This window comes from Kitasatospora xanthocidica (genome assembly GCF_014656195.1).
GTDB lineage: Bacteria > Actinomycetota > Actinomycetes > Streptomycetales > Streptomycetaceae > Kitasatospora > Kitasatospora xanthocidica.
Map to the genome: position 1 here is coordinate 274,704 of NZ_BNBY01000006.1, position 25,693 is coordinate 300,396.

27 protein-coding genes are annotated in these 25,693 nt (G+C 73.2%); 20 read left to right on the plus strand and 7 right to left on the minus strand.

The window, feature by feature from the left end; genetic code table 11:
* The first annotated feature begins 16 nt into the window (after positions 1-16).
* From truA to glmM, 5 genes are all read left to right on the plus strand, one after another.
* On the plus strand, positions 17-973 hold the full coding sequence (gene truA, locus IE332_RS13690; protein ID WP_229928574.1) for a tRNA pseudouridine(38-40) synthase TruA: 957 nt from the start codon (positions 17-19) through the stop codon (positions 971-973).
* A 42-nt stretch (positions 974-1,015) separates the two neighbouring features.
* Positions 1,016-2,674 (plus strand): ABC-F family ATP-binding cassette domain-containing protein, encoded by a 1,659-nt coding sequence (locus IE332_RS13695; RefSeq protein ID WP_189916074.1) that lies wholly within the window; start codon positions 1,016-1,018, stop codon positions 2,672-2,674.
* 242 nt (positions 2,675-2,916) lie between these two features.
* Positions 2,917-3,360 carry a 50S ribosomal protein L13 gene (gene rplM / locus IE332_RS13700; protein WP_030055846.1) on the plus strand — a complete coding sequence of 148 codons (444 nt, stop codon included), beginning with the start codon at positions 2,917-2,919 and terminating at the stop codon, positions 3,358-3,360.
* 45 nt (positions 3,361-3,405) lie between these two features.
* Positions 3,406-3,915: a 30S ribosomal protein S9 gene (gene rpsI / locus IE332_RS13705; protein WP_229928575.1), complete on the plus strand. Its 510-nt coding sequence runs from the start codon at positions 3,406-3,408 to the stop codon at positions 3,913-3,915.
* Between the two features lie 168 nt (positions 3,916-4,083).
* Positions 4,084-5,448, plus strand: a complete 1,365-nt coding sequence (gene glmM, locus IE332_RS13710) for a phosphoglucosamine mutase (protein WP_189916075.1) — start codon at positions 4,084-4,086, stop codon at positions 5,446-5,448.
* 76 nt (positions 5,449-5,524) lie between these two features.
* Here glmM and coaA read toward each other — a convergent pair whose 3' ends face one another.
* Positions 5,525-6,520 carry a type I pantothenate kinase gene (coaA, locus tag IE332_RS13715; RefSeq protein ID WP_189916076.1) on the minus strand — a complete coding sequence of 332 codons (996 nt, stop codon included), beginning with the start codon at positions 6,518-6,520 and terminating at the stop codon, positions 5,525-5,527.
* A 99-nt stretch (positions 6,521-6,619) separates the two neighbouring features.
* Here coaA and glmS point away from each other — a divergent pair, with 99 nt between their 5' ends.
* Positions 6,620-8,476 carry a glutamine--fructose-6-phosphate transaminase (isomerizing) gene (gene glmS, locus IE332_RS13720; protein ID WP_189916077.1) on the plus strand — a complete coding sequence of 619 codons (1,857 nt, stop codon included), beginning with the start codon at positions 6,620-6,622 and terminating at the stop codon, positions 8,474-8,476.
* A 41-nt stretch (positions 8,477-8,517) separates the two neighbouring features.
* Here the strand turns inward: glmS and IE332_RS13725 are convergent, their stop codons facing one another.
* The gene (locus tag IE332_RS13725) at positions 8,518-9,075 is read right to left on the minus strand and encodes a Uma2 family endonuclease (protein ID WP_308437565.1); all 558 of its coding nucleotides are present in this window, start codon (positions 9,073-9,075) and stop codon (positions 8,518-8,520) included.
* Between the two features lie 170 nt (positions 9,076-9,245).
* On the opposite strand from IE332_RS13725, the gene IE332_RS13730 reads away from it, so the two are divergent.
* The 5 genes from IE332_RS13730 (at position 9,246) to IE332_RS13750 (ending at position 14,382) form a co-directional block, all read left to right on the plus strand.
* Complete coding sequence (locus tag IE332_RS13730) at positions 9,246-10,721, plus strand: NAD(P)H-hydrate dehydratase (RefSeq protein ID WP_189916078.1); 1,476 nt, start codon at positions 9,246-9,248, stop codon at positions 10,719-10,721.
* Between the two features lie 187 nt (positions 10,722-10,908).
* A complete protein-coding gene (gene alr / locus IE332_RS13735; protein ID WP_189916079.1) occupies positions 10,909-12,108 on the plus strand; it encodes an alanine racemase in 1,200 nt (399 codons plus the stop codon).
* A complete protein-coding gene (locus IE332_RS13740) occupies positions 12,105-13,397 on the plus strand; it encodes an alpha/beta fold hydrolase (RefSeq protein WP_189916080.1) in 1,293 nt (430 codons plus the stop codon). Before alr ends, IE332_RS13740 begins: the two co-directional genes overlap by 4 nt.
* A gap of 109 nt (positions 13,398-13,506) precedes the next feature.
* Positions 13,507-14,004, plus strand: a complete 498-nt coding sequence (gene tsaE, locus IE332_RS13745; protein WP_189916081.1) for a tRNA (adenosine(37)-N6)-threonylcarbamoyltransferase complex ATPase subunit type 1 TsaE — start codon at positions 13,507-13,509, stop codon at positions 14,002-14,004.
* A gap of 183 nt (positions 14,005-14,187) precedes the next feature.
* A complete protein-coding gene (locus IE332_RS13750) occupies positions 14,188-14,382 on the plus strand; it encodes a hypothetical protein (RefSeq protein ID WP_189916254.1) in 195 nt (64 codons plus the stop codon).
* Positions 14,383-14,389: 7 nt separating this feature from the next.
* On the opposite strand, the gene IE332_RS13755 is transcribed toward IE332_RS13750, so the two are convergent.
* On the minus strand, positions 14,390-14,977 hold the full coding sequence (locus IE332_RS13755) for a hypothetical protein (RefSeq protein ID WP_189916240.1): 588 nt from the start codon (positions 14,975-14,977) through the stop codon (positions 14,390-14,392).
* Between the two features lie 152 nt (positions 14,978-15,129).
* On the opposite strand from IE332_RS13755, the gene tsaB reads away from it, so the two are divergent.
* The 5 genes from tsaB to IE332_RS13780 are packed head-to-tail and all read left to right on the plus strand — an operon-like array spanning position 15,130 to position 18,667.
* The gene (gene tsaB, locus IE332_RS13760; RefSeq protein WP_189916082.1) at positions 15,130-15,804 is read left to right on the plus strand and encodes a tRNA (adenosine(37)-N6)-threonylcarbamoyltransferase complex dimerization subunit type 1 TsaB; all 675 of its coding nucleotides are present in this window, start codon (positions 15,130-15,132) and stop codon (positions 15,802-15,804) included.
* A gap of 23 nt (positions 15,805-15,827) precedes the next feature.
* Positions 15,828-16,316, plus strand: coding sequence for a ribosomal protein S18-alanine N-acetyltransferase (gene rimI / locus IE332_RS13765; protein ID WP_189916241.1), 489 nt, complete (start codon positions 15,828-15,830; stop codon positions 16,314-16,316).
* Positions 16,309-17,409 carry a tRNA (adenosine(37)-N6)-threonylcarbamoyltransferase complex transferase subunit TsaD gene (tsaD, locus tag IE332_RS13770; protein ID WP_189916083.1) on the plus strand — a complete coding sequence of 367 codons (1,101 nt, stop codon included), beginning with the start codon at positions 16,309-16,311 and terminating at the stop codon, positions 17,407-17,409. The genes rimI and tsaD overlap by 8 nt, the downstream gene beginning before the upstream one ends.
* Positions 17,406-17,708 carry a hypothetical protein gene (locus IE332_RS13775; protein WP_189916084.1) on the plus strand — a complete coding sequence of 101 codons (303 nt, stop codon included), beginning with the start codon at positions 17,406-17,408 and terminating at the stop codon, positions 17,706-17,708. Before tsaD ends, IE332_RS13775 begins: the two co-directional genes overlap by 4 nt.
* A gap of 38 nt (positions 17,709-17,746) precedes the next feature.
* Complete coding sequence (locus tag IE332_RS13780) at positions 17,747-18,667, plus strand: polysaccharide deacetylase family protein (protein ID WP_229928576.1); 921 nt, start codon at positions 17,747-17,749, stop codon at positions 18,665-18,667.
* Positions 18,668-18,681: 14 nt separating this feature from the next.
* Here the strand turns inward: IE332_RS13780 and IE332_RS13785 are convergent, their stop codons facing one another.
* Genes IE332_RS13785 through IE332_RS13795 form a run of 3 tightly spaced genes read right to left on the minus strand, consistent with a single transcriptional unit; the run spans position 18,682 to position 20,542 of the window.
* Entirely contained in the window at positions 18,682-19,857 is a 1,176-nt protein-coding gene (locus tag IE332_RS13785; protein WP_189916085.1) for a THUMP-like domain-containing protein, read from the minus strand.
* Positions 19,858-19,907: 50 nt separating this feature from the next.
* The gene (locus IE332_RS13790; RefSeq protein WP_189916086.1) at positions 19,908-20,234 is read right to left on the minus strand and encodes a hypothetical protein; all 327 of its coding nucleotides are present in this window, start codon (positions 20,232-20,234) and stop codon (positions 19,908-19,910) included.
* The gene (locus IE332_RS13795) at positions 20,231-20,542 is read right to left on the minus strand and encodes a hypothetical protein (protein ID WP_189916087.1); all 312 of its coding nucleotides are present in this window, start codon (positions 20,540-20,542) and stop codon (positions 20,231-20,233) included. The genes IE332_RS13790 and IE332_RS13795 overlap by 4 nt, the downstream gene beginning before the upstream one ends.
* A gap of 248 nt (positions 20,543-20,790) precedes the next feature.
* On the opposite strand from IE332_RS13795, the gene groES reads away from it, so the two are divergent.
* The 3 genes from groES (at position 20,791) to IE332_RS13810 (ending at position 24,019) form a co-directional block, all read left to right on the plus strand.
* Complete coding sequence (groES, locus tag IE332_RS13800; RefSeq protein WP_014136232.1) at positions 20,791-21,096, plus strand: co-chaperone GroES; 306 nt, start codon at positions 20,791-20,793, stop codon at positions 21,094-21,096.
* Positions 21,097-21,213: 117 nt separating this feature from the next.
* Entirely contained in the window at positions 21,214-22,842 is a 1,629-nt protein-coding gene (groL, locus tag IE332_RS13805) for a chaperonin GroEL (protein WP_189916088.1), read from the plus strand.
* A 178-nt stretch (positions 22,843-23,020) separates the two neighbouring features.
* A complete protein-coding gene (locus tag IE332_RS13810) occupies positions 23,021-24,019 on the plus strand; it encodes a LysR family transcriptional regulator (RefSeq protein WP_189916089.1) in 999 nt (332 codons plus the stop codon).
* Between the two features lie 84 nt (positions 24,020-24,103).
* Here the strand turns inward: IE332_RS13810 and IE332_RS13815 are convergent, their stop codons facing one another.
* Positions 24,104-24,430 carry a WhiB family transcriptional regulator gene (locus IE332_RS13815; protein WP_189916090.1) on the minus strand — a complete coding sequence of 109 codons (327 nt, stop codon included), beginning with the start codon at positions 24,428-24,430 and terminating at the stop codon, positions 24,104-24,106.
* Positions 24,431-24,993: 563 nt separating this feature from the next.
* On the opposite strand from IE332_RS13815, the gene IE332_RS13820 reads away from it, so the two are divergent.
* Positions 24,994-25,605 (plus strand): response regulator transcription factor, encoded by a 612-nt coding sequence (locus tag IE332_RS13820; RefSeq protein WP_014136228.1) that lies wholly within the window; start codon positions 24,994-24,996, stop codon positions 25,603-25,605.
* Positions 25,606-25,693 lie beyond the last annotated feature (88 nt).

A 25,693-nucleotide genomic window follows, 5' to 3' on the forward strand; every position in this document is an offset into this window, starting at 1 on the left:
GGAGATGTGAGAAGCAGTGGTCAACGATTGCGCCGAGCAGCCGCCGGTGAAGGACGGCCCGGCCGACGGGTACGTCCGGGTCCGGCTCGACCTCGCCTACCAGGGCGCCGAGTTCTCCGGCTGGGCCCGGCAGAAGGGCGGCCGGCGGACGGTCCAGGAGGAGATTGAGACCGCGCTGCAGATCGTCACCCGCAGCCCCGAGCTGTTCCCGCTGACCGTGGCCGGCCGCACCGACGCCGGGGTGCACGCCCGCGGCCAGGTCGCGCACGTCGACCTGCCGGCCGAGCTGTGGGAGGCGCACCGGGAGAAGCTGCTGCGCCGGCTGGCCGGCCGGCTCCCCGGGGACGTCCGGATCTACCGGGTCGGCGAGGCGCCGGCCGGGTTCGACGCCCGCTTCTCGGCGGTCTGGCGCCGGTACGCGTACCGGGTCGCCGACCACCCGGGCGGGGTGGACCCGCTGCTGCGCGGCCACGTGCTCTGGCACGACCGGCCGCTGGACGTCGACCGGATGAACGAGGCGGCGAAGCTGCTGCTCGGCGAGCACGACTTCGCCGCGTACTGCAAGAAGCGCGAGGGCGCGACGACCATCCGCACCCTGCTGGAGCTGCACTGGGACCGCGTCCCGGTGGACTCCTACGCGGCCCAGGAGGGCTCGCTGGCGGTCGCCACCGTCCGGGCCGACGCCTTCTGCCACAACATGGTCCGGGCGCTGGTCGGCGCGATGCTGCTGGTCGGCGACGGGCACCGGCCGGTGGAGTTCCCCGGCGAGGTGCTGGCCGGCGGGGTGCGCAACTCCGCCGTCAACGTGATCCGGCCGTACGGGCTGACGCTGGAGGAGGTCGGCTACCCGCCGGACGACCAGCTGGCCGAGCGGAACCGGGCGGCCCGCCGGATGCGCACCCTTCCGGGCCAACCGGCCGTGTCCCGGGGGGAGCCCGGCGCCGGGTCGGGGGAGCCGGAGGCCGCATCCTAAATCGGTTTTGGCCCTGCGCGTCGGCTTGGGACAATCGCTCCCATGGGACACGTCGAGATTTCGCACCTTGAGTACTACCTGCCCGACGGACGGGTGCTGTTCGACGACGCGTCCTTCCGGGTCGGCGAGGGCGCCGCGGTCGCGCTGGTCGGCGCGAACGGCGCCGGCAAGACCACCCTGCTGCGGATGATCGCCGGGGACATCCAGCCGCACGGCGGCTCGGTGACGATCAGCGGCGGGCTCGGGGTGATGCGCCAGTTCGTCGGCACCACCGGCCGGGAGGACCAGGAGTCCACCCCCGGCGCGCTGCCGGCCGACGCCTCCGTGCGCGACCTGCTGGTCTCGGTCGCCCCCGCGCGGATCGCGGTGGCCGCCCGCGCGGTGGACGCCGCCGAGCTGGCGATGATCGCCCAGGACGACGAGAAGACGCAGATGGCCTACGCCCAGTCGCTCTCCGACTGGGCCGACGTCGGCGGCTACGACTACGAGACCGACTGGGACGTCTGCACCATGGCGGCCCTCGGCATGCCCTTCGACAAGGCCCAGTGGCGCGGCCTGAACACCCTCTCCGGCGGCGAGCAGAAGCGGCTCGTGCTGGAGGCGCTGCTGCGCGGGCCGGAGGAGGTGCTGCTCCTCGACGAGCCCGACAACTACCTGGACGTCCCGGCCAAGCTCTGGCTGGAGGAGGCCATCAAGGCCACCTCGAAGACCGTCCTGTTCATCTCGCACGACCGCGAGCTGCTCTCCCGCACCGCCGACAAGATCATCAGCGTGGAGACCGGCGCGGCCGGCAGCAGCGTCTGGGTGCACGGCGGCGGCTTCGACACCTTCCACGAGGCCCGCAAGGCCCGCTTCGAGCGCTTCGAGGAGCTGCGCCGCCGCTGGGACGAGGAGCACGCCAAGCTCAAGAAGCTGGTCGTCAACCTGCGCCAGGCCGCGTCCGTCAGCCACGACATGGCCTCCCGCTACTCCGCCGCCCAGACCAGGCTGAAGAAGTTCGAGGACGCCGGCCCGCCGGAGGCCCCGCCGCGCGAGCAGAGCATCACCATGCGGCTCAAGGGCGGGCGCACCGGCGTGCGCGCCTTCACCATGGAGCGGCTGGAGCTCACCGGGCTGATGCAGCCCTTCGACCTGGAGGTCTTCTACGGCGAGCGGGTCGGTGTGCTGGGCGCGAACGGCGCCGGCAAGTCGCACCTCCTGCGGCTGCTGGCCGGCGACGAGACGGTCGCGCACAGCGGCGACTGGAAGCTGGGCGCCCGGGTCGTGCCCGGCCACTTCCGGCAGACCCACGCCCACCCGGAGCTGTTCGGCCGTACCGTCCGCTCGATCGTCGAGGAGGAGCACGCGCTCAGCCGAGGCGCCGCGATGGGCGCGCTGCGGCGGTACGAGCTGGACCGCCAGGAGGAGCAGAAGTTCGAGTCGCTGTCCGGTGGGCAGCAGGCCCGGCTGATGATCCTCAAGCTCGAACTCTCCGGTGTGACGGCCCTGTTGCTCGACGAGCCGACCGACAACCTGGACCTGGAGAGCGCCGAGGCGCTGCAGGCCGGGCTGGAGGCCTTCGAGGGCACCGTGCTCTGCGTCACCCACGACCGCTGGTTCGCCAAGACCTTCGACCGCTTCCTGGTGTTCGGGGCGGACGGCCGGGTGTTTGAGTCCGCCGAGCCGGTCTGGGACGTGACCCGGGTGGACCGCGAACGGTGAGCGGCGGGCGGGCCGCCGATGGTGGACGCCCGGGCATTTTTGACCGACCCGGGCCCTGCCGGTAACCTGGACGCTTGATGTGCGTATTGGCTCGCTCTATCTCACGTGAGAGGTCGGTACGCCGGAGACATCAGGTCGTCGACCAGCGGTCATCCTTGAATTGCGTCCAAGGCTGATCAGGCTGCTCTTCCGTCCCGGTGCTCCTGTCAGGACTCACTCACTGAAAAGCGAAGGCTACGACCGTGCGTACGTACAGCCCCAAGCCCGGCGACGTCCAGCGTCAGTGGCACGTCATCGACGCGACCGACGTCGTGCTCGGCCGCCTGGCTTCCCAGGCCGCCAACCTCCTCCGGGGCAAGCACAAGGCGATCTACGCGCCGCACGTTGACACTGGTGACTTCGTCATCATCATCAACGCCGACAAGGTGCACCTGTCCGGTAACAAGAAGACCCAGAAGCTGGCCTACCGCCACTCGGGCTTCCCGGGCGGTCTGCGCTCGGTGCGCTACGACGACCTGCTGGCGAACAACCCGGAGAAGGCCGTCGAGAAGGCCATCAAGGGCATGATCCCCAAGAACAGCCTGGGCCGTCAGATGCTCTCCAAGCTGAAGGTCTACTCGGGCGACCAGCACCCCCACGCTGCCCAGCAGCCGGTGCCGTTCGAGATCACCCAGGTCGCGCAGTAATTCGGCCACCAAGCCCCCCAACACTGAAAAGAGCTGAGGAACACCGTGGCCGAGACCACTGAAACCCTTGAGGTCGACTTCGACGAGGCCGTTGAGGCCGTCGAGGGCGAGTACACCTCCGAGGAGAGCTACACCTCCGAGTCCCTGGCCGGCCGCTTCGGCGAGGCCACCCCGGGCGCCGGCCTGGGCCGTCGCAAGGAGGCGATCGCCCGCGTGCGCATCGTCCCCGGCACCGGCCAGTGGAAGATCAACGGTCGCACCCTCGAGGGTTACTTCCCCAACAAGGTGCACCAGCAGACCGTGAACGAGCCCTTCAAGCTCCTCGAGCTGGACGGTCGTTACGACGTCGTCGCCCGCATCAGCGGTGGCGGCGTGTCCGGCCAGGCCTACGCGCTGCGCCTCGGCGTCGCCCGTGCCCTGAACGAGGCCGACGTGGACAACAACCGCGGCGCGCTGAAGAAGGCCGGCTTCCTGACCCGTGACGCCCGCGCCGTCGAGCGCAAGAAGGCCGGTCTCAAGAAGGCCCGCAAGGCGCCGCAGTACAGCAAGCGCTAATCGCGTCCCAGGGGGTGCGGTCCGCCCTGGCGGCGCATCCCCTGGTTGTGCGAAACCGTCGCCCCGGAGTACCACGTGTACTCCGGGGCGACGTGTTCCCCGGCTACTGTGCGGCGGTCGGGGCTCTTCGGTTGGGTTCCGAGCAGTGGTGTGATGGAGGACGGGACAGTGGGACGACTCTTCGGTACGGACGGCGTACGCGGGGTGGCCAACGAAGGACTGACGGCGGAGCTCGCGCTCGGGCTGTCCGTCGCGGCGGCGCACGTGCTCGGCGAGGCCGGCGCCTTCGAGGGCCACCGGCCGGTCGCGGTGGTCGGCCGCGACCCGCGTGCCTCGGGCGAGTTCCTGGAGGCCGCCGTCATCGCCGGTCTGGCGAGTGCCGGAGTCGACGTCCTGCGGGTCGGCGTCCTGCCCACCCCGGCCGTGGCGTACCTCACCGGCGCGCTCGGCGCCGACTTCGGCGTGATGCTGTCCGCCAGCCACAACGCCATGCCGGACAACGGCATCAAGTTCCTCGCCCGCGGCGGCCACAAGCTGGACGACCGCATCGAGGACGCGATCGAGTCCCACTACCGCAAGCACACGCTCGGCGAGGAGGACTGGAAGCGCCCGACCGGCGCCGCCGTCGGCCGCGTCCGCGAGTACACCGAGGGCTTCGACAAGTACGTCGCCCACCTGATCGGCGTGCTGCCCAACCGCCTGGACGGCGTCAAGGTCGTCATCGACGGCGCCCACGGCGCGGCCGCCTACGTCGCCCCCGAGGCCTTCGCCCGGGCCGGCGCCGAGGTCGTCCACACCCTGGGGGCCGAGCCCACCGGCCTCAACATCAACGACGGCGTCGGCTCCACCCACCTGGACCGGCTGCGCACCGCGATGAAGGAGTACAAGGCCGACCTCGGCATCGCCCTGGACGGCGACGCCGACCGCTGCCTGGCCGCCGACGCCGACGGCGACGAGGTCGACGGCGACCAGATCATCGCCATCCTCGCGGTCGCCATGAAGGAGGCCGGCACCCTGCGCGGCAACACCGCGGTGGCCACCGTGATGTCCAACCTCGGCTTCAAGCTGGCGATGGAGCGCGAGGGCATCGAGCTGGTGGAGACCGCCGTCGGCGACCGCTACGTGCTGGAGGCCATGAAGGAGCACGGCTTCGCCCTGGGCGGTGAGCAGTCCGGCCACGTCATCCTGCTGGACCACGCCACCACCGGCGACGGCACCCTGACCGGCCTGATGCTGGGCGCCCGGCTGGCCGCCACCAAGCAGCCGCTGGCCGACCTGGCCGCCGTGATGACCCGGCTGCCGCAGGTCCTGATCAACGTCAAGGGCGTCGACAAGTCCCGGGTGAGGACCAGCACCGAGCTGGCCGCGGCCGTCGCCGGGGCCGAGGCCGAACTGGGCTCCACCGGCCGGGTGCTGCTGCGCCCGTCGGGCACCGAGCCGCTGGTCCGGGTGATGGTCGAGGCCGCCGACGCGGCGCAGGCCGACGCGGTCGCGCGCAAGCTCGCCGAGGCCGTCAGCACCCACCTGGGCTGAGGCCGGCCGGGCGCGCCGCCCACCGTGTGACGAAGGCCCCCGCCGAGCTCGGCGGGGGCCTTCGTCACGTCGTGGTTCAGAGCTTGCGCAGCAGCGCCCGGCGGACCTTGTGGTCCGCGCCCTTCTGCAGGATCAGGGTGGCCCGGCCGCGGGTCGGCAGCACGTTCTCCAGCAGGTTGGGCTTGTTGATGGTGCGCCAGACCTGTCGGCCGTACTCCATCGCCTCCTCCTCCGGCACCTCGGTGAAGCGGCGGAAGTAGGAGTTCGGGTCCTGGAAGGCGGTTTGCCGCAGCTTGCGGAACCGGTCCAGGTACCAGTGCTCGATGTCGTCGGTACGGGCGTCGACGTAGATCGAGAAGTCGAAGTAGTCGGCCACCGCGAGGCGGGTGCGGCCGTCGCTGCCGGGCAGGGCCGGCTGGAGCACGTTCAGGCCCTCGACGATCAGGATGTCCGGGCGCTCCACGGTCAGCCGCTGGTCCGGCACGATGTCGTACACCAGGTGCGAGTAGACCGGCGCGCTGACGCTCTCCTTGCCCGCCTTCACGTCCGCGACGAAGCGCATCAGCGCCCGGCGGTCGTACGACTCGGGGAAGCCCTTGCGGGCCATCAGGCCGCGGCGGCGCAGCTCGGCGTTGGGGAGCAGGAAGCCGTCGGTGGTGACCAGTTCGACCCGGGGGTGCTCCGGCCAGCGGGCGAGCAGCGCCTGGAGGAGGCGCGCGGTGGTGGACTTGCCGACGGCCACGGAGCCGGCCACGCCGATGATGAACGGGGTCCGGGTGCGCTCGGTGTCCGGGGTGTCCAGGAAGGTGCCCAGGGTGCCGCGCAGCTCGTGCGTGGCGTGGATGTACAGGTTCAGCAGCCGGGACAGCGGCAGGTAGACGTCACGGACCTCGTCGAGGTCGAGGGCGGTGCCGAGGCCGCGCAGCCGCTCGACCTCCTCGGCCGTCAGCGGCAGCGGCGTACGCTCGCGCAGCGCGCTCCACTCGGCCCGGCTGAGGTCAACGTAGGGGGACGGTGACGGGCCGGGCGTGGCGGCGCCCCGCGTACAGAGTTCGGTCAGCACATGCTCCATTGTGAGCCGTAGCGGCGTTCACGGTGGTTGTGGTGTCGGTCACGCAGCGTTCGCGGGAGGGGGGAATACGGCCACAGAACCGCCCTTATGCTGGCACGCATGTGCGGAATTGTTGGATACGTGGGCGCGCAGTCCGCCCTCGACGTAGTAATCGCAGGCCTGCAGCGCCTGGAGTACCGGGGTTACGACTCGGCCGGTGTCGCGGTGCAGGTTCAGGACTCGGACGGGCAGTGGAGCCTGTCCACGGACAAGCGGGCCGGGAAGCTCGCCAACCTCCAGAAGTCGCTCGCCGAGAACCCTCTGCCCGGCGGCACCACCGGCATCGGCCACACGCGCTGGGCCACCCACGGCGGCCCGACGGACGCCAACGCCCACCCGCACCTGGACGACGACCAGCGTGTCGCCGTGGTGCACAACGGCATCATCGAGAACTTCGCCCAGCTGCGCGCCGAGATCGCCGAGCGCGGCCACACCCTCCGGTCCGAGACCGACACCGAGGTCGTCGCCCACCTGCTGGGCGAGGCCTACCAGGGCGACCTCGCCGAGGCCATGCGCGTGGTGTGCCGTCAGCTGGAGGGCGCCTTCACCCTCGTCGCGGTGCACGCCGACGCCCCGGACGTCGTCGTGGGCGCCCGTCGCAACTCGCCGCTGGTCGTCGGCCGCGGTGAGGGCGAGAACTTCCTCGCCTCGGACGTCGCCGCCTTCATCGCGCACACCCGCGAGGCGATCGAGCTGGGCCAGGACCAGGTCGTCGAGCTGCGCCGGGAGGGCGTGACCGTTACCAACTTCGACGGCACCCCGGCCGACGTGCGCGAGTACCACGTCGACTGGGACGCCTCCGCCGCCGAGAAGGGCGGCTACGACTACTTCATGCTCAAGGAGATCGCCGAGCAGCCGAAGGCCGTCGCCGACACCCTCCTCGGCCGGATCGGCACCGACGGCCGGCTCACCCTCGACGAGCTGCGGATCTCCGACGCCGACCTGCGGTCGGTCGACAAGGTCGTCATCGTCGCCTGCGGCACCGCGTTCCACGCGGGCATGATCGCCAAGTACGCGATCGAGCACTGGACCCGCATCCCCTGCGAGGTCGAGGTCGCCTCGGAGTTCCGCTACCGCGACCCGATCATGGGCCCGGGCACGCTGGTCATCGCCATCTCGCAGTCCGGCGAGACCATGGACACCCTGATGGCCCTGCGGCACGCCCGCGAGCAGGGCGCCAAGGTGCTGGCGATCTGCAACACCAACGGCTCCACCATCCCGCGCGAGTCGGACGCCGTGCTGTACACGCACGCCGGCCCCGAGGTCGCGGTCGCCTCCACCAAGGCGTTCCTGACCCAGCTGGTCGCCTGCTACCTGGTCGCCCTCTACCTGGGCCAGGTGCGCGGCACCAAGTGGGGCGACGAGATCTTCGCCGTCATCAAGGAGCTCGGCGACGCGCCCAAGCAGCTGGAGCAGGTCCTGGAGACCATGGAGCCGGTGCGCGAGCTGGCCCGCTCGCTGGCCGACGCCCGCTCGGTGCTGTTCCTCGGCCGTCACGTCGGCTTCCCGGTGGCCCTGGAGGGCGCGCTCAAGCTCAAGGAGCTGGCGTACATGCACGCCGAGGGCTTCGCGGCGGGCGAGCTCAAGCACGGCCCGATCGCGCTGATCGAGGAGGGGCTGCCGGTCGTGGTGGTCGTGCCCTCGCCGCGCGGCCGGTCGATCCTGCACGACAAGATCGTCTCCAACATCCAGGAGATCCGGGCCCGCGGTGCCCGCACGATCGTCATCGCGGAGGAGGGCGACGAGACCGTCGCGCCGTACGCGGACCACCTGATCCGCATCCCGGTCACCCCGACCCTGCTCCAGCCGCTGGTCTCCACCGTCCCGCTGCAGGTCTTCGCCTGCGAGCTGGCCACGGCCAAGGGCCACGAGGTCGACCAGCCGCGCAACCTGGCGAAGTCGGTCACCGTCGAGTAGTCGCTCGCCGTCCGGCACGGCGTCCCTGCGGTGGCTGCGTCCTACCGCAGGGGCGCCGTGTCGAGCGTGAAGGAGAACGGGGCGGGGAGGTCGATCGGCTTACCGAACTCGACCCTGGTTTGAGTGACGTAGTCCTCGCCCTGGGGGTTGGTGAACAGGGTGATCATTCCGTCGGTGCGATCGATCAGCAGGTAACAGGGGATTCCCGCTGCGGCGTAGCCCCTGCGCTTGGGCTCGCGGTCCTTGTGCGGGTCGATCGAGGTGACCTCGAAGACGAGTAGGACGCCCTCCGTCGGGGCCCAGGAATCCAGATGGTCGAAGTGGTCGGCTGGGACGACCGTGCCATCGGGGATGAACCGACCCTTCGGTGTGATCAAGCCCTTGACACCGGCGATGTCCAGATCGATCGCGGCGCTCCGGAAGAATTGCTTGGCGAGCTTCGAGACCGCGCCCTCGTGCTGTCCGTCTGGTGGCGGTGTCACGACGATCGCTCCTTCGATGAATTCGGCCTTGCTGCCCAGCGGGGTGTCCAGCTTCAGAAACGCCTGGAGGAGGCTGTCCTCGCCCAGCGGGTGCTCGACTGCCGGCATGGCGACCATGGCCCTTCTCCCTCCTGCTGGTCTGTGCCGAGCGACAAAGTAGGCGTACGGACCGGAGCCGGTGGGGGATCGAAGTGGGTGTCACTCGAAAGTGTGCCGCAGGGCCGGGTCCCGTGGGGCGGTGACGCGGGCTAGCGTCGTCGGTACGTCGACGGCCGGAGGAGCCCGCCATGCGTCATGCACACCCTGTGGAAACCGTTCGGGCCGCCGAGGGCGCGCTGATGGCGCGGCTGCCGGAGGGCACGCTGATGCAGCGGGCGGCCGCCGGGCTGGCGGTGACGTGCGCCCGGTTGCTGACCCGGCGTCGGGGGCGGGTGTACGGCAGTCGGGTGGTGGTGCTGGCGGGCAGTGGGGACAACGGGGGTGACGCCCTGTACGCCGGGGCCGCGCTGGCCCGGCGCGGGGCCCGGGTGACGGCGGTGCTGCTGGCACCGGAGCGGGCGCACCGGGGCGGGCTGGCCGCGCTGCGGGCGTCCGGCGGACGGGTGACGGCGGAGCAGGACGTCGGACTGGCCGACTTCTCGTGCGCGGACCTGGTGCTGGACGGGATCGTCGGCATCGGTGGCCGGGGCGGGCTGCGCCCCGCGGCGGAGCCGTACGCGCGGGCGGCGCGGCGCGGCGTGGTGGTCGCGGTGGACCTGCCCAGCGGCGTGGACGCCGACACCGGCGAGGTGCCGGGCGCGGCGCTGCGCGCGGACGTCACGGTCTGCTTCGGCACGTACAAGCCCGGGCTGCTGGTCGACCCGGGGGCCTCGTACGCGGGCGCCGTGCAGCTGGTCGGCATCGGGCTGGAGCTGCCGGAGGCGGACGTGACGGCCCTCCAGCACGCGGACGTGGCGGCGCTGCTGCCGGTGCCCGGCGCGGAGAGCGACAAGTACCGGCGCGGCGTGGTCGGGGTGGCGGCCGGCTCGGCGACGTACCCGGGGGCGGCGCTGCTGGCGGTCGCCGGGGCGCTGCGCGGTGGCGCGGGCGCCGTCCGGTACGTGGGCGCCGCGGCCGAGGAGGTGGTGCGGCGCTTCCCGGAGACGCTGGTCACCGAGGGCGGGCCGGCCGGGGCCGGGCGGGTGCAGGCCTGGGTGGTCGGGCCGGGCGGCGGCGAGGGGGCGCGGCAGGCGCTGGCCGAGGCGCTGGCGAGCGACGTCCCGGTGCTGGTGGACGCGGACGGGCTGACCGAGCTGGGCCGGCTCGGCCCGGACGCGCTGGCCGGCCGCACCGCGCCCACCCTGCTCACCCCGCACACCGGCGAGGCCGCCCGGCTGCTCGCCGGCGCCGAGGGCACCCCGCCGCCGGCCGCCGACGACCTGGCCGCCGCCCGGCTGGCCACCGCCCGCCGGCTCGCGGCCGCCTACCGCGCGACCGTGCTGCTGAAGGGCTCCACCACGGTGGTCGCCGATCCGGGCGGCGCCGTCCGGGTGAACCCCACCGGCACCTCCTGGCTGGCCACCGCCGGCAGCGGCGACGTGCTGGCCGGTCTGGCCGGCTCCCTGCTGGCGGCGGGCCTGCCGCCGCTGGACGCCGCCTCGGTGGCCGCCTACCTGCACGGTCTGGCCGGCCGCGAGGCGGCGGGCGACCCGGGCGCGCCGGTGACGGCGCTCGCGGTGGCGGAGGCGCTGCCGGCGGTGTGGCGGGCCGTCCGGGAACCTTAGGACGGCGGCCGCGCGGGGCCCGGGTGGCGGCGCCCGAACGGAACCGTGGACTCCGGCCGCGGCGTCCGAACAGAAGGCGTCGAGCGGTCCGTCGGCGGGCCCGGACGGCGGGCGGGCCCCGGCCGTCGGTCGCCGCGCCGACGGGCCGTTCGGCGAGGACTCCGGGACGTCTGGGAGACTGACCCTGATGACAACTGCGAACACGACCGGCACAGCCACCCTGACCGACGGCGTACGGGCCGAGGCGACCATCGATCTCGGCGCCCTGCGCGGCAACCTCGCGGCGCTGCGCGAGCGCGTCGGCAGCTCGGCGGTGATGCTCGCGGTCAAGGCGGACGCCTATGGCCACGGCGCGGTCGAGTGTGCCCGGGAAGCGGTCGCCAACGGGATCGGCTGGCTCGGCTGCGCGACGCCCGACGAGGCGCTGGCGCTGCGGGCCGCGGGCATCCGCCCGGAGCAGGCCCGCATCCTGTGCTGGCTGTGGACGCCCGGCGGGCCGTGGCGCGAGGCGCTGCGCGCGGGCCTGGACATCTCGGTCGGCGGCCAGTGGGCGCTGGACGAACTGCTCCCGGCCGTCCGCGAGACCGGCATCCCGGCACGCGTGCACCTGAAGGCCGACACCGGCCTCGGCCGCAACGGCTGCCAGCCGCACGACTGGCCGCAGCTGGTCGCGGCCGCCCGGCGCGCCGAGACCGAGGGCCTGCTCACCGTGGTCGGCGTCTGGTCGCACTTCGCGGCCGCCGACGAGCCCGGCCACCCGTCGATCCGGGCCCAGCTGGACTCCTACCGCGCCGCGCTGGCCGTGGCCGAGTCGGCCGGGCTGCGCCCCGAGGTGCGGCACCTGGCGAACTCGCCGGCCACCCTGCTGCTGCCGGAGGCGCACTTCGACCTGGTCCGCACCGGCCTGGCCGCGTACGGGCTGTCGCCGGTGCCCGAGGTGGGCTCGCCGGCCGACTTCGGGCTGCGCCCGGTGATGGCGCTGTCCGCGCGGCTGGCGCTGGTCAAGCACGTCCCCGGCGGGCACGGGGTCAGCTACGGCCACCACTACACGACGCCCGGCCCGACCACCCTGGGCCTGGTCCCGATCGGTTACGGCGACGGCGTCCCCCGGCACGGCAGCGGCACCGGCCCGGTGCAGATCGGCGGCAAGTGGCGCACGGTGGCCGGCCGGGTCGCGATGGACCAGTTCGTCGTGGACCTGGGCGGGGACACCCCCGGGATCGGTGACGAGGCGCTGCTGTTCGGCAACGGCGAGCGCGGTGAGCCGACCGCCGAGGACTGGGCCCGGGCCTGCGGCACCATCTCGTACGAGATCGTCACCCGGATCGGTGCCCGGGTGCCCCGGCGCTACCTGGACGGCAGCCACACCGGGGTGCCGTCGGCATGACCGAGGCGCCGACCGGGGAGGGAGCGGTCGCGGCGGTCGCCAAGGCGGCCGGCGCGGCCTCCGGGGTGAGCCGGGCGGGCGTGATCGGGATCTCGGTCGGCGTGCTGGCGGCCGGGGCGGCCGCCGGGGTGGCGATCGAGCGGCTGACCGTCGGCCGGGCGATGCGCCGCCGGGCCCGGGCCGAACTGGACGCCGGCGCGCCGTACGGCTCGCTGCGCGGGCGCCCGCGGACGGTGGCCGCGCCGGACGGCACCGAGCTGTACGTGGAGCTGGACGGCACCGGCTGGGGCCCGGACGGGCCCGGGCACCTCGGCGAACCCCGCCCCGGAGGCGAGCGGGCGGATCACACCGCACCGCTGACCGTGGTGTTCTGCCACGGCTACTGCCTCAACCAGGACAGCTGGCACTTCCAGCGGGCCGCGCTGCGCGAGGGCATGCGGCTGGTCTTCTGGGACCAGCGCAGCCACGGCCGCTCCGAGCGCTCCCGCTCGTACCTGGCGGGCGAGCCGGCCGGCATCGACCAGCTGGGCGGTGACCTCAAGGCGGTGATCGACGCCGTCGCGCCGACCGGTCCGCTGGTGCTGGTGGGCCACTCGATGGGCGGCATGACCGTGATGGCGCTGGCCGACCAGCACCCGGAGCTGTTCCGGGACCGGGTCGCCGGGGTCGCCCTGATCGGGACGCTCGCCGGTGACTGGAACGAGGTGAGCCTCGGCCTGCCGAAGGCCGGCGCGAAGCTGTTCAAGAAGGTCGCGCCCGGGATGGTGAAGCTGCTGGGCCGCCAGGTCGACCTGGTGGAGGCGACCAGGCGGCTGGGCTCGGACGTCACCGCCGTCTTCTACCGGCGGTTCTCCTTCGGCGGCCGGGACGTCGACCCCGGCGTGGTGCGGTTCGCCGAGCAGCTGCTGGACGCCACCCCGATCGACGTGGTCGCCGAGTTCTACCCGGTCTTCGGCGCGCACGAGAAGTACGAGGCGCTGTCCGCGCTGCGCGGCCTGCCGGCGCTGGTGCTGGCCGGGACGAAGGACCTGCTGACGCCCTCGGCGCACAGCGAGGCGATGGCCGAGCGGCTGCCCGGGGCCGAGCTGGTGCTGGCCGAGGGCGCCGGGCACCTGGTGATGCTGGAGCGCCCGGAGCTGGTCGACCGCGAGCTGGCGTTGCTGCTGCGCCGGGCCGCCGACTTCGCCGGGGCCGCGCCGCTGCCCCCGGCCGTTCTCGACCTGGCCCGCGGGCCCGCCGCCGAACCGGTCGCGGACAGCACCGCCGAACCCGCCGTCGACCCCGCCTGACGTCCCGTCCCGGTACCCGCCCGGCGCACCCGGGGCCGGCGATGTGGCACGGTAGCGGTGGCGGCCGGCGGTCGGCTCGCCGGTACGGACCGAAGGGCAAGACACGCGCATGGGCTCGCACGCCACTCTCACCGTCCCCACCCCGGAGCGGATGGGCCGGCTCGGCCGGGAGCTGGCCACGCTGCTTCGGCCGGGTGACCTGGTGCTGCTCTCCGGCGAGCTGGGGGCGGGGAAGACCACGCTGACCCGCGGCCTGGGGGAGGGGCTCCAGGTCCGCGGCGCGGTGACCTCGCCGACCTTCGTGATCGCCCGGGTGCACCCCTCGCTGGTCGGCGGCCCGGCCCTGGTGCACGTCGACGCGTACCGGCTCGGCGGGGACCTGGACGAGATGGAGGACCTCGACCTGGACGTCTCGCTGCCGGAGTCGGTGGTCGTGGTCGAGTGGGGCGAGGGCAAGGTCGAGCGGCTGTCCGAGGACCGGCTGGAGGTCCGGATCGAGCGTGCCCTGGGCGACACCGCCGCCGGGGACGACCAGGACCCGCGCCGGGTGGTGCTGACCGGCATCGGCCCGCGCTGGGCGGCCGTGGAGCTGGCGGAGCTGGCGTAGCGGTCCAGGGGCCCGTCTTCGAATTCCCGGGACCGCCGGCGTCGGGCCGGGGGTACGCCACCGCCGGTTCCGGCGGCGAGTCGCGGAGACTTGCCGACAGGCTGTCGGCAAGATGTTGCGGCCGGGGCACCGGGCGTGGTGGGATGGTTGCTGCGGTTAGGTCTGCCTAACTAGGGAGGCGCCATGTCGAGCACCACCCCCGCCCCGGAACGCGCCGTGCGCGCCGCCGGGGCCGGAGAGCCCGCCCGCTGCGCTCCGGGGGAGCCGATGCGGGCGCTGCTGGCCGCCTGCGCGGCCGCCGAGGCGGTGTCCACCCCGCCCGAACCCGGGCCCGGGCAGGCCGAGGAGCCCGAGGCGCGGGCGCCCCGGGCCGCGTGAGGCCGCCTCAGGCGACCACGACCACCTTGGTGTCCTTCGGCGCGAAGTCCCAGAGCAGCTGACCCTCGGCGCGGCCGCTGCGGATGCCGCCGGTCTTGGCCTTCGGGTCGGCGGTCGGGGTCTTCGGGTCGGTGGTCGAGGTCGTGCCGTCCACCGCCGCGCTGAAGCCGAACACCACGCCGTTCTGCTGCGCGAAGCGCACCACGTGCTCGATCTGCCGGCCGTCCGTGCCGGTGCCGGTCGGCGTACGGCTGTACACCGCGTAGCTGCCCGGGGTCGGCTCGACCGTGCCCGGGGCGACCTGGAAGGCGGCCGCGACCTGCGGCGTCTTCTTCGGGTCGACCAGCCAGACGTAGTGGCTGCTCACCGAGTAGACCACCCGCGGGCCGGTGCCCGTGGTGACCGGCGGCGGCGGGACGGTCGGCGTGGCCGAGGCGCTCGGCGCCGCCGTGGTCGGCGTGCCGGCCGCCGCGGTGGTCACGGCGGGCTTGGCCACGCCGGCCCGGTCCTGGGCGCCGTTGGCCTGGAAGGCCAGCAGGCTCACCACCGCCAGGGCCCCCAGGGTCAGCCCCGTGACCACCACTCCAGGACCCATCTTCGCCACGTGCGCTCCCGCTGCCGTCCCTTTTCGTACTGCCTTATCGTGCCAGGTCCGTCCGTCCGGGTCGCAGCGCCTCGGATGTGTGTTCCCGGTTGGCACGTCCTGCCGGTCGGCCGGTCGGCCCAACGTCGGTCTAACCTTGACCCGTGCTGCTGCTCGCGTTCGACACCGCTACCCCCGCCGTCACCGCCGCCGTCCACGACGGCACCGCCGTCCTGGCCGAGACCCACCAGGTCGACGCCAGGCGCCACGGCGAACTGCTGCTGCCCGCGATCGACGGGGTGCTGCGGACGGCCGGGGTGGACAAGCGCCGGCTCACCGGCATCGCGGTCGGGGTCGGCCCGGGCCCGTACACCGGCCTGCGGGTCGGCCTGGTGACCGCCGCCGCGCTCGGCCACGCCCTCGGGCTGCCGGTGCACGGCGTCTGCACCCTGGACGCGATCGCCTTCCAGGCCCGTGCCGAGGGCCTCGCCGGGCAGCCGTTCACGGTGGCCACCGACGCGCGCCGCAAGGAGGTCTACTGGGCCTCCTACGACGCCGAGGGCCGCCGCACCGAGGGCCCCGGCGTGGACCGCCCGGCCGAGCTGACCCCGCACCCGCGGTCCGTCGGCGCCGGCGCGCTGCTCTACCCCGACGCCTTCCCGGGCGCGGACGGCCCCGCGCACGTGTCGGCCGGCGCCCTGGCCGGCTTCGCCGCCGCCGAGCTGGCCGCCGGGCGCGAGCTGCTGCCGAACGTCCCGCTGTACCTGCGCCGCCCGGACGCCCAGGTCCCCGCGGCCTACAAGACTGTTCTAGGGGGCAAGGCGGTGCTCCCGGCGTGAACGACGGCACCACCCTGCGCCCGATGCGCTGGTGGGACATCGCGCCGGTGATGGAGCTGGAGCAGCGGCTCTTCCCCGAGGACGCCTGGTCCAGCGGGATGTTCTGGTCCGAGCTGGCCGAGGCCCACGCCGGCGGCACCCGCCACTACACCGTCGCCACCGCCGCGGACGGCACGATCGTCGGCTACGCCGGGCTGATGGCCGTCGCCGGCGAGGGCGACGTCCAGACCATCGCGGTCGACGGGCGCCACCAGGGCGCCGGCCTCGGCACGGCACTGCTCACCGACCTGATCCGGGAGTCCGCCCGGCGCGGCTGCGCCGAACTGCTGCTGGAGGTGCGGGTGGACAACCCGCGCGCCCAGCGGCTGTACGAGCGCCACGGCTTCGAACCGGTGGGCATCCGGCGCGGCTACTACCAGCCCGCCAACGTCGACGCGCTGGTGATGCGCCTCGACCACCCCAGTACCGACAGCACTGACCCGAAGGACATTGAGGACACCCGCCATGGCTGACGAACCGCTCGTCCTCGGCATCGAGACCTCCTGCGACGAGACCGGCGTCGGCATCGTGCGCGGCACCACGCTGCTGGCCGACGCGGTCGCCTCCAGCGTCAACGACCACGCCCGCTTCGGCGGCGTCGTCCCGGAGATCGCCAGCCGCGCGCACCTGGAGGCGATGGTCCCGACCATCCAGCGCGCCCTGGACACCGCCGGGATCAAGGCCGGTGACCTCGACGGCATCGCGGTCACCGCGGGCCCCGGCCTGGCCGGCGCGCTGCTGGTCGGCGTCAGCGCCGCCAAGGCGTACGCCTGGGCGCTCGACAAGCCGCTGTACGGGGTCAACCACCTCGCCTCGCACATCTGCGTCGACCAGCTGGAGCACGGCCGGCTGCCCTCGCCGACGATGGCCCTGCTGGTCTCCGGCGGGCACTCCTCGCTGCTGCTCAGCGAGGACATCACCACCGACGTCCGCCCGCTCGGCGCCACCATCGACGACGCGGCCGGCGAGGCCTTCGACAAGGTCGCCCGGGTGCTCGGCCTCGGCTTCCCCGGCGGCCCGGTCGTCGACCGCACGGCCCGCGACGGCGACCCCAAGGCGATCGCCTTCCCGCGCGGCCTCTCCGGCCGGAACGACCCCGCGTACGACTTCTCCTTCTCCGGCCTGAAGACCGCCGTCGCCCGCTGGGTGGAGGCCAAGCGCCGGGCCGGCGAGGAGGTGCCGATCGCCGACGTGGCGGCGTCCTTCCAGGAGGCCGTCACCGACGTGCTCACCCGCAAGGCCGTCAAGGCGTGCAAGGACAACGGCGTCGACCACCTGATGATCGGCGGCGGCGTGGCGGCCAACTCGCGGCTGCGCGAGATGGCCCAGCAGCGCTGCGACCGGGCCGGCATCCGGCTCCGGGTGCCCCGGCCGGGCCTGTGCACCGACAACGGCGCGATGGTCGCCGCCCTCGGCGCCGAGATGGTGTGGCGCGACCGCGCCCCCTCCGCCTTCGACCTGTCCGCCGACTCCTCGCTGCCGGTGACCGACGTCCACGTCCCCGCCGCCGGGCACGGCGACGTCCACGGCCAGGCCTACGACGCCCTCGCCGGCGGCAACGGATGACCGTCGCCGCGATGTGGGAGGCCCGGGCGGCGGACGGCCGGGGCGCCGAACTCGCCGCCTGGGTACGGGAGTCCGTGCTGCCCGCGGTGCGCGGCACGGCCGGGCTGGAACGCCTCGAACTGCTCTCCGCCCCGGGCGAGCGGGTGCTGCTGATCACCTGGTGGAGCGGCGAGCCGGCGCCCGTCGCCGACCCGCCGGCCGGACTGCTCGGCCGTCCGGTGCACCGGTGGTCGTTCACCAGCCAGCACGTCGAACAGGACCTGGCCGGGAACCGCCGCCCCGGCCGCTACCGTGCATAGCTGAGAGAAAGCTGGACGGGAACCGGGAGCGCGGTGCGGTGAGCAGGTACGGGCTGAGTGGGAACGGGCTGAGCAGGACCAGGGCGTACGCGGCGGGGGCGCTGGCCCTGCTGGCCTTCGCCACCGCGTGCGGCGACAACGGCGGCGGCGCCGCGCCCGCCGCCACCACGGCGGCGCCCGCCGCGCCCAAACCCACCGGAGCCGCCCCCACCAGCGCCGCCGCCACCCCCGGAGCCACCGCCCCGGCGGGCGCGAACGCGGCGGCCTGGGCGAAGTGGAACCTCACCCCGCTCCCACCCGCCCCGGCGGCGCCCGCCGACAAGCCCGTCAAGCTCGAACGGACCGGCCCGGTACCGGTGTTCAGCGAGGTGAAGACCACCGACAAGGTCGTCTTCATCACCATCGACGACGGCGCCGAGAAGGACCCGAAGTTCGTCGAGATGCTGACCGACCTCAAGGTGCCGATCTCGATGTTCCTGACGAAGGACATCGTCAAGAACGACTACGGCTACTTCAAGCCGCTCCAGGCGCTGGGCAACCACATCCACAACCACACCGTGGACCACCCGGTGATGAGCAAGCTGTCGCCGGAGAAGCAGAAGGCCGAGATCTGCGACGACCAGGCCGCGCTCACCCAGCAGTACGGCACCGCCCCGCTGCTGTTCCGCCCGCCGTTCGGCGACGGCGCCAACACGCCGACGCTCAACACCTCGGTGCAGGAGTGCGGCCCGCGCGCGATCGTGCTCTGGCGCGAGTCGATGCAGATCCACGACATGCAGTACCAGGCGGCGGACAAGAAGCTGAAGCCCGGCGACATCGTCCTGGCGCACTTCCGCGGCCCCAAGGAGCTCAAGGGCGCCACGATGACCCAGATGTTCGGCGACTTGCTGGCCCGGATCCAGGAGCAGGGCTTCTCGGTGGCCCGGCTGGAGGACTACATCCAGGCCCCCGCCTCGTAGCCGCCGCTACGAGGCTAGGAGGCCCGGACCGGCTGCCCCAGCATCATCAGCGGGCCGTGGTCGGTGCGGCTGAGGATCACCGTGACGGAGTTCGGCCCGGAGGGCTTGAGCTGGCGGCGCAGCTCCTCCGGGGTGATCGCCATCCCGCGCTTCTTGATCACCACGGTGCCGACCGCCCGCTCACGCAGCAGCGCCTTCAGCTTCTTGATGTGGAAGGGCAGCACGTCGGTCAGCTCGAAGGCGTGCGCGTACGGGGTGGCGACCAGCTCGTCCGAGGTCAGGTAGGCGATCTTCGGGTCGATCAGCCGGCCGCCGACCCGTTCGGCCACCTCGGCCACCAGGTGGGCCCGGATCACCGCGCCGTCCGGCTCGTACAGGTAGCGCCCCACCGGGCCGGCCGGCGGGTCCGGCAGGTCGCCGCCGACCAGGCTGGCGCCCTCCGGCAGCAGCGTGGCGCGGTGCGGGCGGGCGGCCTTGGTGCCGAACCAGAGCACCGCCTCCTTGACGTCGCCGTGGTCGGAGACCCACTCGGCCTCGGCGTCCTCCGGGACGGCCTCGTGCGGGATGCCAGGGGCGACCTTCAGTGCCCCGATCGGGGTCCGCCGGCCCGCCTCGACCGCCCAGGACAGCGGCGGGGCGTACGCCTCCGGGTCGAACACCCGGCCGCGCGAGGTCCGCCGGGCCGGGTCGGTGAACACCGCGTCGTAGCCGGCCACGTCCACCTCGGCGACGTCCGCGCAGCGCACCTCGACCAGCTCGGCCAGGCCCAGCGCGGCGGCGTTCGCGGCGGTGGCGGCGCAGGCCGCCGGGTCCTTGTCGACGGCCAGCACCTCGATGCCCGCCCGGGCCAGCGCCAGCACGTCCCCGCCGATGCCGCAGCACAGGTCCGCCAGCCGCCGGACGCCCAGCTCGGCGAACCGCCGCGCCCGCCACTCGGCCACGCTGCGCCGGGTGGACTGCTCGACCCCGTTGGGCGTGAAGTACATCAGGTCGGCGTCCGCCCCGAACTTCGCCCGGGCCCGCTGCCGCAGCCGCGCCTGCCCGAAGGCCGCCGACACCAGCTCCGCCGGGTGCTCCCGCCGCAACCGGGTGGCCAGCGCCAGCTCCTCCTCGGGGGTGAACTCGCGCAACTCGGCGAGCAGGGCCTGGCCCTCGGGCGTCAGCAGCGGCTGGAGGTTCTCGGTGTCCACGGGATCATTCTCGCCGGTCGAGGGTCAGTCGACCGGCCACCGGGACGTGCTCACCACAGGACGCCCGAGGAGAACAGCGCGGGCAGGACGAACGGCGCGATCCCGGCGGCGACCGGGACGAACCGGTAGCCGGACCGCCGGCTGCGGACGACCACCACGAGGCTCGCCACCAGGGCGACCACCGGGGCGGCCATGACCGCGACGCCCAGGACGCCCCAGCCCCAGCCGCTCCCGTCGTCGCCGGCGCCGGGACCGTTGGCGAAGCTGCCGATGAGGAAGAACACGGCGACCGGGAGCACGGCGCCCAGCAGGGGCAGCGCCAGCAGCGCGAGGGACGCGTCCTTGAGCCGGGACGGGCCGACGCCGGTGGCGTTCATCGGAGGGCTCCCAGGCAGAGCAGGACGGGCAGCGCGAAGGGCGCGACGAGCGCGGAGAGCGGCAGCCACTGGTAGCCGTCCCGGCCGCTGCGGACGGCGACGGCGACGGGCGCGCCCCAGCCGATGACCACGGCGGAGAGCACGGCGCACAGGAAGTCGCCCCCGGTGTCGGAGCCGGCGGCCTCGGCGATCGCGCCGCCGGCCTGGAAGGCGACCAGCGGGAGGGCGCCCAGCAGTGGCAGGAGCAGCAGTGCGAGCGCGGCGTCCTTCGCGTCGGACGGGCCGACGCGCGTCGGGGTGTCGGTCATGGCACGAGTGTGCCGAGCGGGCGGCGAGCCGCACATGAGTACGGGTACTCATCCGTGATCCGGGATCTCCCGGGCGCGCCGTTGGCACTCTGGTTGACTGAGTGCTAACACGGGCCTATGGTCGTCCTTGGCACTCCCCACCGGGGGAGTGCTAACGCGAAGACGCGTGTCTGACCCCCGCGACGGCAGGCTCGCAGGCTCGCCCTACCCGTTAGAAAACCCCGTAATCTCCGAAGGGGAGCTCGGACGTGACCACCAGCAGCAAGGTTGCCATCAAGCCGCTCGAGGACCGCATCGTGGTCCAGCCGCTCGACGCCGAGACCACCACGGCCTCCGGCCTGGTTATCCCGGACACCGCCAAGGAGAAGCCCCAGGAGGGCGTCGTCCTGGCCGTCGGCCCGGGCCGCTTCGAGGACGGCCAGCGTCTGCCGCTCGACGTCGCCGTGGGTGACATCGTCCTGTACTCGAAGTACGGCGGCACCGAGGTGAAGTACCAGGGCGAGGAGTACCTGGTGCTCTCCGCTCGCGACGTTCTCGCGATCATCGAGAAGTAAGTCGTTCCTGACCCGCCCCGGATCCGTGTCCCAAGTGACAGGGGCCCGGGGCGTGGTTGTTGGTTCACGTAGTTCGGCGGCCGGTGGCCCGGTCGCAGCCCCGAGGGAATAGGGAACATGGCGAAGATCCTGCAGTTCGACGAGGACGCCCGCCGCTCGCTGGAGCGCGGTGTCAACAAGCTGGCCGACACCGTCAAGGTGACCATCGGCCCCAAGGGCCGCAACGTCGTCATCGACAAGAAGTTCGGCGCCCCGACCATCACCAACGACGGTGTCACCATCGCCCGTGAGGTCGAGCTGGACGACCCGTACGAGAACCTTGGCGCGCAGCTCGTCAAGGAGGTCGCCACCAAGACCAACGACGTCGCGGGCGACGGCACCACCACCGCCACCGTGCTGGCCCAGGCCCTGGTCAACGAGGGTCTGCGCAACGTCGCCGCCGGTGCCGGCCCGGCCGCCCTGAAGAAGGGCATCGACAAGGCCGTCGCCGCCGTCTCCGAGCACCTGTTGTCCGTGGCCCGCGAGATCGAGGGCAAGGACGACGTCGCCGCCGTCGCGTCCCTCTCCGCGCAGGACACCCAGGTCGGCGAGCTGATCGCCGAGGCGATCGACAAGGTCGGCAAGGACGGTGTCATCACCGTCGAGGAGTCGAACACCTTCGGCGTGGAGCTGGACTTCACCGAGGGCATGCAGTTCGACAAGGGCTACCTGTCGCCGTACTTCGTCACCGACGCGGAGCGGCAGGAGGCGGTCTTGGAGGACCCGTACATCCTGATCAACCAGGGCAAGATCTCCTCCATCCAGGAGCTGCTGCCGCTGCTGGAGAAGATCCTGCAGGGCGGTGCCTCGAAGCCGCTGCTGATCATCGCCGAGGACGTCGACGGCGAGGCGCTGTCGACCCTGGTCGTGAACAAGATCCGCGGCACCTTCAACGCCGTCGCCGTCAAGGCCCCGGGCTTCGGCGACCGCCGCAAGGCGATCCTCGGCGACCTGGCCACCCTGACCGGCGGCACGGTCATCTCCGAGGAGGTCGGCCTCAAGCTCGACCAGGTCGGCCTGGACGTGCTGGGCACCGCCCGCCGCGTGACCATCACCAAGGACGAGACCACCGTCGTCGACGGTGCCGGTGACGCCGAGGCCGTGGCCGGCCGCGTCGCCCAGATCAAGGGCGAGATCGCCGCGACCGACTCCGACTGGGACCGCGAGAAGCTGCAGGAGCGCCTGGCCAAGCTGGCCGGCGGCGTCTGCGTCATCAAGGTCGGCGCCGCCACCGAGGTGGAGCTGAAGGAGCGCAAGCACCGCCTGGAGGACGCCATCTCGGCGACCCGCGCCGCGGTCGAGGAGGGCATCGTCGCCGGTGGTGGCGCCTCCCTGGTCCACGCCGCCAAGGTGCTGGACGGTGGCCTGGGCCTGTCGGGTGACGAGGCGACCGGTGTCGCGGTCGTCCGCAAGGCGCTGCACGAGCCGCTGCGCTGGATCGCCCAGAACGCCGGCCTCGAGGGCTACGTCATCACCCACAAGGTCGCCGAGCTGGAGGCCGGTCACGGCTACAACGCGGCCACCGGCGAGTACGGCGACCTGCTGAAGGCCGGCGTCATCGACCCGGTCAAGGTCACCCGTTCCGCCCTGGAGAACGCCGCCTCGATCGCCTCCCTGCTGCTCACCACCGAGACCCTCGTGGTGGAGAAGAAGGAGGAGGAGGCCGACAGCGGTCACTCCCACGGTGGCCACGGCCACTCCCACTGACGCCTGATCAGTGACCGGAGGCCCGGTCCGCGCCCCGCGAGGGGCAGCGGGCCGGGCCTCCGGCTGTCATTCGCCCGCTCGCCCGTGACGCGGCTCGGGGCGGGGGCCTCCGCGGTCGTCAGGGCTTCAACTATCAGTAGAATTTTGCAGAACGCAAAGATTGCCTTATAACTAAGGCATGATCGAGGCCCGCCACCTGCGCGTCCTGCGTGCCGTCGCCCGCACCGGCTCCTTCTCCGCCGCCGCCCGCGAGCTGGGGTGCACCCAGCCCGCCATCAGCCAGCAGATGAAGGCCCTGGAGAAGTCCGTGGACACCCCGCTGGTGGTCCGTTCGGGCCGCGGGATGCAGCTCAGCGAGGCCGGGCGGGTGCTGCTCAAGCATGCCACCGGGATCCTGGCGGGGCTCTCCGCCGCCGAGGAGGAGGTGGCCGCGATCGCCGGGCTGCGGGCCGGACGGGTGCGGCTGGTCTCCTTCCCGACCGCGAGTTCCACCCTGGTGCCGCCCGCGGTCGCCCGGCTGCGGGACGGCCATCCGGGGGTGCGCGTGTCGCTGGTCGAGGCGGAGCCGCCGGAGTCGCTGGCGATGCTGCGCGGCGGCGAGTGCGAGATCGCGCTGGCCTTCCGCTACCCGCAGTCCGACGGCGCCGCCGCGCTGCCGGCCCCGGCGCACGGCACGCCGCGCGAGGCGCGGGCCGAGGCCAACCTGGAGGCCCAGCAGCTGACCGCCGGGACCGACTGGTCCGATCTGGTGGTCACCCCGCTGCTGGACGACCCGCTGGTGGGCGTGCTGCCCGCCGCCCACCCGCTGGCCGGGCGGGGCGGCCCGGTGGGGCTGGCCGAGCTGGCGGGGGAGCAGTGGATCGCCGGCTGTCCGCAGTGCCGGGGGCACCTGGTGGAGCTGTGCGCCGGGGCCGGCTTCGAGCCCCGGATCGACTTCGCGACGGACGACTACCCGGCGGTGGTCGGCCTGGTCGCGGCCGGGCTGGGGGTGGCCGTGCTGCCCCGGCTGGCGCTGCAGTCGGTGCGCCCTGACGGTGTGTCGACGGTGCCGGTGCGGACGGCCTCCGGGGCGCCGGCGGTGCGCCAGGTGGTCGCGCTGACCCTGTCGGACCTGGCCGAGGTGCCGGCCGTGGCCCTGATGCTGGAGCGGCTGGCGGGGGCGGCCGCCGCCCGCTGACGGTGCCTGCGGGGCCCGTGCCCGCGGCGCCCAGGCCGCGACGCCGTGAGGAAACGTTTCTTCACGGCGCGCCGAGGAGGCGGGTCAGTGCCGCGCGATCGCCGGCGGGGTCAGCGGGACCTCCACCAGCCGGTGCCGCGAGCGGCCCAGCATCTCCTCGCGCTCGTCCTCGGTCATCCCGCCCCAGACGCCGTACGGCTCGCGGACCGCCAGCGCGTGCGCCGCGCACTCGGCGATGACGGGGCAGCGCATGCAGACCTCCTTGGCGCTGGCCTCGCGCGAACTGCGCGCGGCTCCGCGCTCGCCCTCGGGGTGGAAGAAGAGCGAGCTGTCCACGCCACGGCAGGCTGCGGAGAGCTGCCAGTCCCAGAGGTCCGCGTTGGGACCGGGGAGGCGGGAGAAATCTGCCATGGCTCATTCCCTTCAGAGGCTGTCGGCCGTCGGCCGGGCGTTCGGCGGGCTGCTGCCGAGCGGCACGGCGGGGCTTCTATGCACTGGTGTGGACACCTGGAAATATGACTTAAGGCAACTCCATGGACAAGTCACCCACACACTGGCACAACAGTCAATGACCATACGAAAGCTATAAAAACGGGCAAAGTGGGCAAGGGTCTTCGGCGGGCGCGGGCGTGGCAATCGGGTGGCCGACGGGGCGCACGACGCGCCGAAACGGTGTGCGGGTCGCGCGCCCACCGCGCGCGAGCTGCGGAAAAGTGCGGCGTGTGCACCGCGATGCGGCTGATCGGTAATGGGTTGGCCACGTACAGTGGTGGAGATGGCCCTGAAGGCCGTAACTCATTCGAGTGACGGTCGTTGGAAGTGCGGAGGCGGTTAGCGGGCGCCGGACATCGGGAACGATCGCGGGCAAGTCGGGGCGATCAGCACGGAGTCTGTCGCCGATCGGCCGTGTCGTAGAGGTTCGTACCAGCCAGGAGGCTCAACGTGACGCGGATCAGCTGCGGAGGACGACGGTCATGACTTCCGTTCTCGTTTGCGACGATTCCCCGCTCGCCCGCGAGGCGCTTCGCCGCGCGGTCGCGACCGTACCCGGTGTGGACCGGGTCACCACCGCGACGAACGGGGAGGAGGTCCTCCGCCGCTGGGTGGCCGACCGCTCCGATCTCGTTCTGATGGACGTCCGGATGCCCGGCCTCGGCGGGGTCGAGACGGTCCGGCGGCTGCTGTCCGCCGACCCGGGCGCGCGGATCATCATGCTCACCGTCGCCGAGGACCTCGACGGGGTCGCGCTCGCGGTGGCCGCGGGCGCCCGCGGGTACCTGCACAAGGACGCCTCGCGCGCCGAGCTGCGGGCCACCGTCACCCAGGCCCTCGCCGACCCGACCTGGCGGCTCGCCCCGCGCCGGCTGCGCAGCCCCGACATGGGCGCCGCGCCGACGTTGACGGCGCGTGAGATCCAGGTGCTGGAGGGGATGAGCCACGGCCGCAGCAACGCCGAGATCGGGCGCGAGCTGTTCCTGTCCGAGGACACCGTCAAGACCCACGCCCGGCGGCTGTTCAAGAAGCTCGGGGCCTCCGACCGGGCGCACGCGGTGGCGCTGGGTTTCCGCTGGGGCCTGGTCCGCTGACCACCGCCGGCGCCGCCGGGTGCGGCGCGCCGCCGGTGATCGTCGGTGCGGGTGCCGCACGGGTGTGTGACGTTACGGTCCCGAGGTT

Bases quoted from the DNA above. Each gene is read 5' to 3' on its own strand.
- IE332_RS13695 (WP_189916074.1), top strand. From the start codon at position 1,016: ATGGGACACGTCGAGATTTCGCACCTTGAGTACTACCTGCCCGACGGA.
- coaA (WP_189916076.1), bottom strand. From the start codon at position 6,520: ATGGAGCATGTGCTGACCGAACTCTGTACGCGGGGCGCCGCCACGCCC.
- glmS (WP_189916077.1), top strand. From the start codon at position 6,620: ATGTGCGGAATTGTTGGATACGTGGGCGCGCAGTCCGCCCTCGACGTA.
- IE332_RS13725 (WP_308437565.1), bottom strand. From the start codon at position 9,075: ATGGTCGCCATGCCGGCAGTCGAGCACCCGCTGGGCGAGGACAGCCTC.
- IE332_RS13730 (WP_189916078.1), top strand. From the start codon at position 9,246: ATGCGTCATGCACACCCTGTGGAAACCGTTCGGGCCGCCGAGGGCGCG.
- alr (WP_189916079.1), top strand. From the start codon at position 10,909: ATGACAACTGCGAACACGACCGGCACAGCCACCCTGACCGACGGCGTA.
- IE332_RS13740 (WP_189916080.1), top strand. From the start codon at position 12,105: ATGACCGAGGCGCCGACCGGGGAGGGAGCGGTCGCGGCGGTCGCCAAG.
- tsaE (WP_189916081.1), top strand. From the start codon at position 13,507: ATGGGCTCGCACGCCACTCTCACCGTCCCCACCCCGGAGCGGATGGGC.
- IE332_RS13750 (WP_189916254.1), top strand. From the start codon at position 14,188: ATGTCGAGCACCACCCCCGCCCCGGAACGCGCCGTGCGCGCCGCCGGG.
- IE332_RS13755 (WP_189916240.1), bottom strand. From the start codon at position 14,977: ATGGGTCCTGGAGTGGTGGTCACGGGGCTGACCCTGGGGGCCCTGGCG.
- rimI (WP_189916241.1), top strand. From the start codon at position 15,828: ATGCGCTGGTGGGACATCGCGCCGGTGATGGAGCTGGAGCAGCGGCTC.
- tsaD (WP_189916083.1), top strand. From the start codon at position 16,309: ATGGCTGACGAACCGCTCGTCCTCGGCATCGAGACCTCCTGCGACGAG.
- IE332_RS13775 (WP_189916084.1), top strand. From the start codon at position 17,406: ATGACCGTCGCCGCGATGTGGGAGGCCCGGGCGGCGGACGGCCGGGGC.
- IE332_RS13790 (WP_189916086.1), bottom strand. From the start codon at position 20,234: ATGAACGCCACCGGCGTCGGCCCGTCCCGGCTCAAGGACGCGTCCCTC.
- IE332_RS13795 (WP_189916087.1), bottom strand. From the start codon at position 20,542: ATGACCGACACCCCGACGCGCGTCGGCCCGTCCGACGCGAAGGACGCC.
- groL (WP_189916088.1), top strand. From the start codon at position 21,214: ATGGCGAAGATCCTGCAGTTCGACGAGGACGCCCGCCGCTCGCTGGAG.
- IE332_RS13810 (WP_189916089.1), top strand. From the start codon at position 23,021: ATGATCGAGGCCCGCCACCTGCGCGTCCTGCGTGCCGTCGCCCGCACC.
- IE332_RS13815 (WP_189916090.1), bottom strand. From the start codon at position 24,430: ATGGCAGATTTCTCCCGCCTCCCCGGTCCCAACGCGGACCTCTGGGAC.
- IE332_RS13820 (WP_014136228.1), top strand. From the start codon at position 24,994: ATGACTTCCGTTCTCGTTTGCGACGATTCCCCGCTCGCCCGCGAGGCG.